The 10,345-nt window shown below is 39.9% G+C and carries 10 protein-coding genes and 1 pseudogene; 8 read left to right on the top strand and 3 right to left on the bottom strand.

Annotated elements, in window-relative coordinates; genetic code table 11:
* The first annotated feature begins 956 nt into the window (after positions 1-956).
* From cysE to ACM0OX_RS05275, 8 genes are all read left to right on the top strand, one after another.
* On the top strand, positions 957-1,697 hold the full coding sequence (cysE, locus tag ACM0OX_RS05310; RefSeq protein ID WP_414513628.1) for a serine O-acetyltransferase: 741 nt from the start codon (positions 957-959) through the stop codon (positions 1,695-1,697).
* 80 nt (positions 1,698-1,777) lie between these two features.
* Positions 1,778-2,008, top strand: a complete 231-nt coding sequence (locus ACM0OX_RS05305; protein WP_069070444.1) for an Asr1405/Asl0597 family protein — start codon at positions 1,778-1,780, stop codon at positions 2,006-2,008.
* A gap of 306 nt (positions 2,009-2,314) precedes the next feature.
* A complete protein-coding gene (locus ACM0OX_RS05300) occupies positions 2,315-2,512 on the top strand; it encodes a DUF2949 domain-containing protein (RefSeq protein ID WP_094349915.1) in 198 nt (65 codons plus the stop codon).
* Positions 2,513-2,883: 371 nt separating this feature from the next.
* Complete coding sequence (nifV, locus tag ACM0OX_RS05295) at positions 2,884-4,017, top strand: homocitrate synthase (RefSeq protein ID WP_335179481.1); 1,134 nt, start codon at positions 2,884-2,886, stop codon at positions 4,015-4,017.
* The gene (locus ACM0OX_RS05290; RefSeq protein ID WP_069070441.1) at positions 4,004-4,291 is read left to right on the top strand and encodes a nitrogen fixation protein NifZ; all 288 of its coding nucleotides are present in this window, start codon (positions 4,004-4,006) and stop codon (positions 4,289-4,291) included. The genes nifV and ACM0OX_RS05290 overlap by 14 nt, the downstream gene beginning before the upstream one ends.
* Positions 4,266-4,469 (top strand): putative nitrogen fixation protein NifT, encoded by a 204-nt coding sequence (nifT, locus tag ACM0OX_RS05285; protein WP_114083693.1) that lies wholly within the window; start codon positions 4,266-4,268, stop codon positions 4,467-4,469. The genes ACM0OX_RS05290 and nifT overlap by 26 nt, the downstream gene beginning before the upstream one ends.
* Positions 4,470-4,627: 158 nt before the next feature.
* Positions 4,628-5,173, top strand: coding sequence for a (2Fe-2S) ferredoxin domain-containing protein (locus ACM0OX_RS05280; RefSeq protein WP_414513624.1), 546 nt, complete (start codon positions 4,628-4,630; stop codon positions 5,171-5,173).
* A gap of 329 nt (positions 5,174-5,502) precedes the next feature.
* Positions 5,503-6,663, top strand: a complete 1,161-nt coding sequence (locus tag ACM0OX_RS05275) for a PD-(D/E)XK nuclease family protein (RefSeq protein ID WP_414513622.1) — start codon at positions 5,503-5,505, stop codon at positions 6,661-6,663.
* Between the two features lie 357 nt (positions 6,664-7,020).
* On the opposite strand, the gene ACM0OX_RS05270 is transcribed toward ACM0OX_RS05275, so the two are convergent.
* The 3 genes and pseudogenes from ACM0OX_RS05270 to ACM0OX_RS05260 form a co-directional block, all read right to left on the bottom strand.
* The gene (locus tag ACM0OX_RS05270; protein WP_414513621.1) at positions 7,021-7,950 is read right to left on the bottom strand and encodes an XDD3 family exosortase-dependent surface protein; all 930 of its coding nucleotides are present in this window, start codon (positions 7,948-7,950) and stop codon (positions 7,021-7,023) included.
* A gap of 498 nt (positions 7,951-8,448) precedes the next feature.
* The gene (locus tag ACM0OX_RS05265) at positions 8,449-9,831 is read right to left on the bottom strand and encodes a 1-acyl-sn-glycerol-3-phosphate acyltransferase (RefSeq protein WP_414513619.1); all 1,383 of its coding nucleotides are present in this window, start codon (positions 9,829-9,831) and stop codon (positions 8,449-8,451) included.
* Positions 9,832-10,140: 309 nt separating this feature from the next.
* Positions 10,141-10,282 (bottom strand): annotated as a pseudogene (locus tag ACM0OX_RS05260) (Uma2 family endonuclease); the annotation flags it as partial.
* Positions 10,283-10,345: the final 63 nt, after the last annotated feature.

The raw sequence follows: 10,345 nt of genomic DNA, 5'->3' as shown, positions 1-10,345 counted from the left end.
AAGGGTAAAGTCTTGGCCATCTAATACTTGGCTTATTTCCGCCGTGCTGTACTAGCCCACCCTGCGGGATCTTGCTACATCCCCCAACCCCTTCTCCCAATTTTGGGAGAAGGGGAGACAAATTCAAAGTCCCTCTCCCAAGCTTGGCTACGGTGTACACACATCTTTGTATAAAACCAAAATCGTTGAAGATCCCCCTAAATCCCCCGATAAATTGGGGGACTTTGACTCTAGTTCCCCCTTTTTTAAGGGGGGTTAGGGGGGATCAAAAGCCTGTGGCGCAACTCTAGAAGACTTGTGTATACACCGTAGCAAGCTTGGGAGAGGGATTTAGGGTGAGGGCTTTTGATTCATGCAATAAGTCTAATTGCTATGAGAACATTTACCTATTCTGCTGTTCTAAGATTTTGCGTAGACGCGAAGCGGCTTGCCGAAGGCATCGCTATCCCCACACATCTATATAATAAGAAAACAGTTACGATGAGCGATAACTATATTTTGAAACGTATACATACATACAGACAGCAAATCATAAAAGAAAATAAAGAAACCTGTCTTTCGCCTATCCAAATAATAAGATACTAATAGTAATAGGATATACAGAAAATAGATTTATAGCCTTACCAAATTCATATTTGAGTGCATCTGAGTACAGCTTAATATATTGCAAAATATCTTGATAAAATCTTAGCAAATGCTTACGGGTAAAGTTTCTTGTAGCGCGAACATAAATTCTTAACCCCTGTCCCAAAAATACTAGTACCCCCATCATTAAATACTAGTGCCCCTACCCCAAGATAAATTTTAAGTTTATCTAGAGTCGGGGTTTCGGCGTTTGAGTACAACTTCAATCAATCCAATAAATCCAATCAGCATTGGGTTTTCTATCGAGTTGGAAGTCACCTGATATAAGCATAAAAATAGCAGATGACTCTTTTACCAGATAGACATTACCGATGCAACAGTCTTTAGACAGTATTAGCGATCCCCCAAGTACCAAAATGCAGGATTCTGCCCGTACATCCATGCTGAAAAATCTTCTCTCTGGCGTTTTTTTTGAGCCATTATTGAGTGATTTTCGCATTATTTTTGAGCGCGATCCCGCAGCACGTAATTGGCTAGAAGTGGTGTTTTGCTACCCTGGATTGCACGCGCTATGTTTGCATCGTCTTGCTCACTGGTTACATTGTCGAGGAGTCGGTTTTATCCCCCGCTTAATTTCTCATTTGGGGCGATTTTTGACAGGTATTGAAATTCACCCAGGTGCAGAGATTGGTGAGGGCGTGTTTATCGACCACGGAATGGGAGTAGTCATTGGCGAAACTGCGATCGTCGGCGACTATACACTGATTTACCAGGGCGTCACCCTTGGCGGAACTGGTAAAGAAACTGGTAAGCGTCATCCCACAGTCGGCAAAAATGCAGTGATTGGGGCGGGTGCGAAAGTTTTGGGTAATCTGCAAATTGGCGATCGCGTCCGTATTAGCGCAGGTTCCGTTGTCTTGCAGAATGTCCCCAGCGATCGCACTGTTGTGGGAATCCCTGGTCGGATTATTTCTCGCAACGAAAGTGCCAGCCTTTCTCCTCTAGAACATGGAAAGCTACCCGATGTGGAAGCAAGCGTGATTCGTTCTTTGCTCTCGCGCATCGAAGAACTCGAAAAACAACTGCAAACTTTACAAGTCAAGAGTCATTAGTCATTGGTCATTGGTCATTAGCAAATGACAAAGGACAAAGGACAACTGACAACTGACAAAGGACAAAGGACAAATGACAAATGACAAATCACGTTTTGCAGATTCCTTTGAGCGATCGCTGGCGAATCTATCACCGTTTGCAAGAGTTAAAAATTAATTGCTCTTGTCCCCCCGATGGTTCTTTACGGGTGCAAGTGAACAATTTGCTCGAAGTAATTCTAATTCGTAGTACAGTTATGCAACTTCTTGCTTCTCGTCACGAATTATTAGAATGGCTAGAGCGTTGCTGGCGTTACAGTGATGAGTCATGATTATTTCAAAAAGACCTAATTTAGGCACGATTAATCTTGAATTCATGACGCAAGTACTGGACTTTATCCTTTTTGTTCATAGATGCACAAAGCTCAAATAGGTTTAGAGTTTGAAGCTACTGTCCGCTAGCAGAATTTGTTGCAGACTGAGATGGATTAGACGGAGTTTAGATTTTGTTGGGTCTACTAAATCTGAAACTTCCCTGACATATAGCAACAATTAAAAAGGCGAAATTCCTAAATATAAATTGGAATTTCTAATTTTTAACTTTTTCCCAAATTAAGAAATTGAAAGTTCAATCAATTATGGCGACTCGGAACAGAGATATAAAACTACTCAATTTTTTGCACAATGAACTTGAACTTTCAAATGCTGATATTGCTGTAGCTCTGCGACACCGTGAATTAGAAAATGGCCCGCTCCCAATGCTTCTCTGGCAGTATGGTTTCGTTGATTTAGAACAGCTAGGAAAGATATTTGATTGGCTCGCAGACCAAAGTTAGTTAATTGAAATCCTGTAGCTCTGAGTACCATTACCTGCCTCATTTACACCCATATACATTAGAAAAGATGAGGTTACGAAGATGATTACATCCTTAATTGCTGGCTTCTGTGTATTACTTTGTTCGGGATTTGCTAATAGTTATATTAGTTCATTGCTACTCGAAGACATTTCAACTGACATCGGTAAAAACGATTAGTAAATTATACATTGATTTAGTTCCCTGCCATACAGATGTGATGCTAATAATGGGGCAATAATTAAGGATCATGTATCCTACATTATGAATTGTGATATTTTTAGCATTTACCATCACGAGGGATTGTAGAGGGAAAGGATATTAAGAATACTTCCAAGAGAGGGATATTTGCAATGAATCAAATCATAATTAATGACACTACATTACGTGATGGCGAACAAGCAGCAGGTGTTGCCTTTACTCTACAAGAAAAAGTAGCGATCGCGAAGTTTCTCGATGCTATTGGTATACCCGAATTAGAAGTGGGTATACCGGCAATGGGCGACGAAGAAACCCGTGCGATCGCTGCAATCTCTGACTTAGGTTTACAAGCAAAACTCTTGGGCTGGAACCGTGCTGTCATCTCAGATATCAAGGCTTCCATCGCCTGTGGTTTGAACCGGGTGCATATTGCCATTCCCGTCTCTGGTATCCAAATAGCCACTAAATTTCATGGTCAGTGGCGAGTAAGTTTACAAAAACTCAAAGACTCCATCAACTTCGCCCTCGATCAGGGTCTTTGGGTAGCAGTCGGCGGAGAAGATTCTTCCAGGGCTGATGAAAACTTCCTCTTAGATGTAGCACTTTATGCCCAAGAATGGGGTGCATCCCGTTTCCGTTTCTGCGACACCGTAGGAGTTCTCGACCCCTTCACCACCTACACCAAAGTCCAAAGGCTGGTTTCCGCGTTGACGATTCCCCTAGAAATCCACACGCATAATGATTTTGGTCTGGCAACTGCTAACGCTCTTGCGGGTATTAAAGCTGGAGCCTCATCAGTGAATACCACAGTCAACGGATTGGGTGAACGGGCAGGAAATGCAGCATTAGAAGAAGTTGTCATGGCGATCAAACGCATCTACGGCGTTGATTTGGGCATTGACACACCCAGTTTGCTGGAACTTTCTCAACTAGTTGCAGCCGCATCAGGAGCCGATGTACCACCCTGGAAAGCGATCGTTGGGGAAAATACCTTTGCTCACGAATCTGGCATCCATGCTCACGGAGTATTGCAAAATCCCATTACCTACGAACCATTTGCTCCTGAAGAAGTGGGTTGGGAACGGCGTTTAGTAGTAGGTAAACATTCTGGACGGCATTTAGTTGCTAACTTGCTAGAACAGCATGGAATTTTCTTGAACTCTCAAGAAACCCAATCTGTTTTAGACGCAGTACGCCATCAATCGGTACAGAAAAAACGCAGTTTGACGACAGAAGAATTGTTGAATTTGGTCAGAGAACAGAGGTACTCTCATGCAACGCGATGAATTAGAACTAAACTTGCCACCCGCTTTTGAAATCGGTGAAAAAGTCAGAGTTCGTAAACTGCTAAAAAACGATGGTACCTTTCCCGGTAAGGAAGTCGGCCAAGTTTTAGTTAACAAGGGAGATATCGGTTACATAGCGAGTATAGGCACATATTTGCAGACTTCCTATATATATGCTGTGCATTTCTTAGAAACAGGGTTTGTCGTCGGCTGCAAGAAAAAAGAACTAGAATCGGTTGAGGAATCTCATGAAAGTAATGCTACGGATGAATGATGCCGGCACTTTAGTAGTTTACGTTGCTAAAAAAGACCTGGAAGAAGAAGTAGTCAAACAAACCGATGGAAATGATGGCAAAATTCTCACCCTAGCAAATGGTTGGGAATTAGAATTTCGTGATTTGCCAGACACAGCAAATTTACCTCAAACAGTAGAAGCTAAACGCCTAGCTTAAAAACAGTTAGGAGTTAAGAGTTATGAGTTGGAAGTTAATAGTTATGAGTTAAGAGTTATGAATTATTAACTCTTAGCTCCTCATTTTAACTCCTCACTCCTAACTCCTCACTCCTAACTCTTCACTTTTAAGTCCCCACTCCTAAATTTTTATCAATCATGGGTAACAAGTATTTGACGTTATCAGAATTGAACCTTGAGGGACAGTTACTAGGTTTTGTTGGTGGTGAACCAGGAAAATATAAATATATGCAATTGGCAGTTCCATCTGGAGATGTGGAAATTAAACTGCCTAAAGAGTTACGCCGTTTACTAAGTTCATCCTTAGTTCCTGGCCAGCAAATTCGCGTTTGTGGTCATAGTGAGATAGACTCGCGCACAAGTAAAATTAAAATTAAAGCCTATCGAGTAACACCAATTGATGTGTGTCCAAAGCAAGAGTTACCACCTCAACCCAAAGCGAGGATTATGGTATGTCAAAAGGGCGGTTGCCTGAAACGTGGTGGTAAAGGTTTATTATCAGAATTAGAAAAAACTTTGTGCGATCGCGGTTTATTAGACAAAGTTACTATTGAACATACAAGTTGCCAAAAATGCTGTGGCAGCGCCCCCAACTGTGTTTTACAGCTTGGTAAAAAGAAATACAAGAATATTCATCCTGATGCGATCGCAACTTTGCTAGAAAGTCACTTAACTTCAGAGTAATAAACTTCTCTAGCTATTCTTAAAATTAATACACTATTTTTTAGGGGTAAAATTTTTACCCCTATTTGTTGTAAGTATAGTTTGTATAGCACTCTTGTCAAACTGCGATCGGCTAAGTTATAACTGCTGCAACGCTAGTAATAACGAATACAAACAGAACTTATAAAAACCTGCCCTGGCAAATGGAATTCGCGGCATACAGACAAAACCTACCTCCCTGAGTTTCAACTTCTTAGAGTCCGCGTAGGCGGACTTTGTTTGTGTAGCCGCGATTTCTAATCGCCGGATATATTTGCTTTTTTGAAATTACTTTCAATACTTAAAAATAAATGTCTTTATTTACCAATTTACTCAATCTGCATTCAGCAAGTAAACCGCGTGAAGATTTTTTTACTGAGATTGTTGCTTATTTTTTGTCCCTGAATAATGATATTTTACTTAATTGGCTAAAACATCACTCAATTATCGGTGATGATAAATATTCCAGCATCAAGATTTCAACTCAACAAGAACATCAAGCACTGGCGATCCATACTGAGGATAGTAGACTTGATATTGTGGTTGAACTTTCAACTGGTTTAAGCACAGATGTAATATTTATTGAATCAAAAATTGGCTCTACAGAAGGATGGCGACAATTAGAAAAATATGCTGAGATTTTGAGTAACTTACCAAATGTTAGACATCGAATTTTAATTTACATCACCCGTGATTATGACCCAAAAGAAGAAATAAAAACTCCAGCATTTAATTTAGAACCAAAAGTAAGTTTTTATCAATTGAGATGGCATCAATTTTATGCCAGCTTACAACAACACGCCACTGATATCTTAGCCCAAGAAATATTAATTTTCATGAGGAATAACAAAATGTCTCAGAATAATCAATTTTCATCAGTTGACTTATTGACAATGATGAATTTTAACAAAACTCTCAATCTTATGGAATCAACTCTCAATGAAGAAGTACAGCAAAAATTCAAGCTAGCTTTTGGAGGTCTGATCAAGCCAATAGCAAGTACAAGTATGACTCAATGGAGATGGTACAGTAGATATATTATCTATACTAAGTTTTCAGGCGATAATTTTTGGTGTGGTCTTGGATATTTTAATTTAAATCCAGATAATTTTACGGAATATCCATATCTAGGTATATGTTTAGAGGTTTACGGTAATTTTGTAGAACGCCCAAAAATTATTGAATCCATGCACAAAGTAATTAACGATCAGCCTAATATATGGACTCCTGAGAATTTAACCATCTTGCCAGATTGTTCAGCTATTTTTTATCGAAAAAGCTTACAAGAGTTTTTATCTCAAGAAAACCAGTTATCTGCTATTAAAGATTTCTTCTTAAAATCCATTAATGAACTCAAAAATATTCAGCCAGATTTTAACTTCCCTTGGAAGGGTGTAAGTATAGAAACATTTACAGAAGCGGATAAAGAGAAAGACCTAGATACCTTACCATCCTCCATCGCATCACTTTAATCAGCTAGAGCTATATTAAGATAAAATTAACTCAGACAACAAGCCGCTACAAGCCTTATAGCGAGTATAGGTATTATGAGGAGCGTAACCGAGATTATTTTGAGAATTACCAAAGTAGTTTTTGTATTTGATAACTATCTGATAAAAAAATGCCCTTGCTAAAAAGTAAGGGCATTGAAATTTACCTATTTAATATTTAGTGAGTAAATCTATACAGCTTGAGATACTTTTCGCTTAAGCATCATCCAAAATTTCATTACTCCAGCGATCATTTTTATGAGAGAAAATAGTCTTTTATCTTGTCTATAATCACCGAAGATAAATCAAGCCGTATTGCGAATAGTCCCTAACCATTTGCTATGCTAATTTCTTGCGTAGCTTGCTACCAGCCAAAGCCAGACCGACGATTCCTAAGCCAGCGAGACTAGCAGGCTCAGGAGTCGATTGGACAAAAGAAGATTTCTTGAATTCAAATGCAATGGTTTGTGTGCCGTTGAATTTGCTGGCATCATAGCCAGTGGTTAGCAACTGCTGCGTTATATTACCTTGTGCTAGGAACGAGATTCCACTCAGATAATTTCCAGAGTTGATGACATTGAGATTAAATGTATTGTCCTTGCCGTTATTAGTAAAATAACTACTGGTCAAATCACCATAACCGACAATACCACCACCTTGTTTTACCTGACTTTCGTAAGAATTTCCTCCTCCTGCTAAACCACCATATGTAGCAACAGTGTAGCCTTCTTTGAGATTAGTAACTGTCTTTGCTTGAACACCACTATAAACACCTAATTGTTGTACCCCTGAAGCATTCGCTGAAGCGAAATGAATCCCAAACAAATCCCCGCTGCTCATAGCATTTCCAAAGGTTTTACCCGCCATGTTGAAAAACAAATCACCATATCCAATCTGACCGCCGACAGCACCCTGTTCAGCCTCTCCTGTTAACTTCATATTGCCATTGATTGCCACAATGATGCTGGTAGCGGTTTCTTTGATGGCCATACCAGAGATATCGTAGGGGTTTACTTTCCCTGCCGCGGCACCAACCCAGTAATTCCCGTTCATCCCATCTTTGTTTGAATCAAATGCATACTGCCACCCGCTAGCATCAGTGGAGTTTTGACCCATCAAAAGACCGGTAGTGTCGTTCATACACTCCAAAGAGATGCTAAATGCTGTTCCCTTTAAGTCTGAGGCATAGGCTCCTTGACCAGCCACAAAGAAGATTCCAAAAGTAGCAATACCAACCTTCAGTAAATTGAATAAGTTTTGAGTTTTCATTATTTATAAATTGATTGATTTAGAGAATCACAATTTTTTGGACTCCTCTATTTGTAATTGGAATTCTAAAAATATAAAAGCGTGATTTTTCTGAAAATATAATTTGGAGAACTTAACGTTAATTTTATAAAACTCAAATAAAAAATGACATATTTAGTTACAATTGCCTTTATCTAACCAAATTTTATTAAAGTGAAATAGGAGCAAAGGCAAGCAGGTCTAGGAGCCTACGATTATCTGCACCTATTTATTTAGATAGTTTTGAAAAACTTTTGGGTTTGTGCAAGCTTAATAAACCATATCTTCCTAGTATCTCCGTACAGAGCATCTGAACGTGCGATCTACTTTAGAAAGTAATATCCGATGCGGATGAACACTTGGGCATTTACATTGCACCTTGCTCTTTAAGGGAGTCAGGAGGCAGGGGTCGAAATCAATAAGCTTCCTGACGACTGACACCTTTATTCTGGTTCCTAGCAAAAAATGCAACCCTTCTAATCAAATCAAACCTTCCAACGCGTGTTGTAAATCATTCGTCACATCAGCAACAGCTTGTCTAGCACCCAAACGATTTTCCTTATACGTTGAGTAACGCTCAGAAATAGATATGGGTTCACCCACAGTAATTTTTACCTTTTGCTTACCCAATTGTGGACGCTGTAAACCTTTATCACCTTTGATTTTAGCAATCATTTGCCATAAAATTAAAGTCGTCTCAGCAAACCTTTCTACCGTTGGATTTTCACGAATATAATTACCAGAAACTGCCACAAAACTTTCTACTAAACGCATGTGCCACATCCGTGCATTCGCTTCTTCTGCAATGCGATCGCCTAAAGCTCTTTCAACAGCAGATACTCCTTTGACATCCTTAAATTCTTCTCTAAATATATAATTCCAACCTGCTTGCTCGACTCGCCGACAACGGTCACTCAAACTACCTTTTGATTGCAAATTAAAATACTGTTCTGAGATTAACAACGCTGCATTTAATAAAGCTTGTAAACGAACTGCTAATGCTTCATTTCTATCTGGAATTTGCCCATTGACAATCTTCGCATCTGGCAGTTTCTGATGATAAAACCGGGTGTAAAATTCCTCCATGAGGAAAAGTAAATGTTCTGCCAAAGTCAACAACCTGGGATAAAGCGATTCCACAGAAGCATTTTCTGCTGAATTCACAGGTAAACCACTAGCCGCTTCCAATTCACTTAAAAGATTAGCGATCGCCTCCCAAGGAGCATCAACGTAACTATATTTAATCCCAACTGGTACAATTAAAACCTGTTGGTCGCTTCCTGCTTTTTGCAAATCTTCAGCACACCAAAAGCCTAATTGGGCGATACCAGGTTCTAGCGGGCTAATATTTTCCGATAAGCCATTGGTAGCACCTTCTGGCGCAGCAGCCATCGGGAATTTCCCATTGGCGAACAAGTCACGCGCCGAACGTAACCCCGTCCAGTCAGCTTTACCTCGCTGAATCGGAGTCCCACCTAAATGAGAAACAATCCAGCCAACGTGGGAACCTGCCCATAGAGGAATGCCGCGATCGTAGATAAAATGAGCGTGAATGGGATGTTGTAGTGTTGTACCTTGCGATCGCGCTGTCTTTGGTACAATTTGAGACAGCAAGTAACCTAAACAAAACGGATCGTCTGTTTTCGGATGTCGAAATGCCAGCATAAAACGGATCTTACCCTCCTGAAACTGGCGATAGAGATCCACCAGAACTTCTACGTTATCTGCTTCAATTTGGGTAATAGGTGTTTGCCATTTTATCCAACTGGGTAGCAACAGATGGACAACTCGTAGCAATAAAGGGTTAAACGCTGGGGGAATAAATTCTAAGGGTGCTTGTGCTTGATAAATTACATCTGCCAAAGTAGTTTCTCCTAAAGATTCCCTGATTCTAATCGCCTGATGGTTATTTCTTTTAAAATACCCTAATGGCTGTAATATGCCCTGAGTAATGAAGTCGAGATAAAATCTGCCTCTTGCGCTGTGCTTGGCACATTACTCAGGTTAGAAAAGTAGGATACCTTCTTAGTCCGCCTACGCTGATTATTGTAATGAAGAGTACTTACGCAGACTTATAAAGTATTTTCTGCTGCAATGGAAAGTGTTGCCAGATAGTGGAGTTTAGCAGCACTTGCAAATCTTAATAACAAGAAAGACTCAAACCAAATCCCTTTCACCTCCAACGGGGGACATGATGATTAATTCTCCCTTGGCAGTGCGTTCAAATTTCAATTCGCGGTTATTTTGACATAAGTGATAAAATTGTTCGTCACTCAGGTAAAACCGTGTCTAGTTTTAATGTCAAATGACTCATAACCTAGACCTAGATTAAATAAGTTGCAAAGATTATATCATGCCATATCTTAACGGCTGTAAG

The organism is Nostoc sp. PCC 9305 (genome assembly GCF_963920915.1).
In the GTDB taxonomy this organism is placed as follows: domain Bacteria; phylum Cyanobacteriota; class Cyanobacteriia; order Cyanobacteriales; family Nostocaceae; genus Nostoc.
The sequence above is the reverse complement of the archived record's forward strand: the minus strand, read 5'-3'. Positions and strand labels throughout refer to the sequence as shown.

Bases quoted from the DNA above. Each gene is read 5' to 3' on its own strand.
- ACM0OX_RS05280 (WP_414513624.1), top strand. From the start codon at position 4,628: ATGGGTAACAAGTATTTGACGTTATCAGAATTGAACCTTGAGGGACAG.
- ACM0OX_RS05290 (WP_069070441.1), top strand. From the start codon at position 4,004: ATGCAACGCGATGAATTAGAACTAAACTTGCCACCCGCTTTTGAAATC.
- ACM0OX_RS05300 (WP_094349915.1), top strand. From the start codon at position 2,315: ATGGCGACTCGGAACAGAGATATAAAACTACTCAATTTTTTGCACAAT.
- ACM0OX_RS05270 (WP_414513621.1), bottom strand. From the start codon at position 7,950: ATGAAAACTCAAAACTTATTCAATTTACTGAAGGTTGGTATTGCTACT.
- ACM0OX_RS05305 (WP_069070444.1), top strand. From the start codon at position 1,778: ATGACAAATCACGTTTTGCAGATTCCTTTGAGCGATCGCTGGCGAATC.
- ACM0OX_RS05275 (WP_414513622.1), top strand. From the start codon at position 5,503: ATGTCTTTATTTACCAATTTACTCAATCTGCATTCAGCAAGTAAACCG.
- nifT (WP_114083693.1), top strand. From the start codon at position 4,266: ATGAAAGTAATGCTACGGATGAATGATGCCGGCACTTTAGTAGTTTAC.
- nifV (WP_335179481.1), top strand. From the start codon at position 2,884: ATGAATCAAATCATAATTAATGACACTACATTACGTGATGGCGAACAA.
- cysE (WP_414513628.1), top strand. From the start codon at position 957: ATGCAACAGTCTTTAGACAGTATTAGCGATCCCCCAAGTACCAAAATG.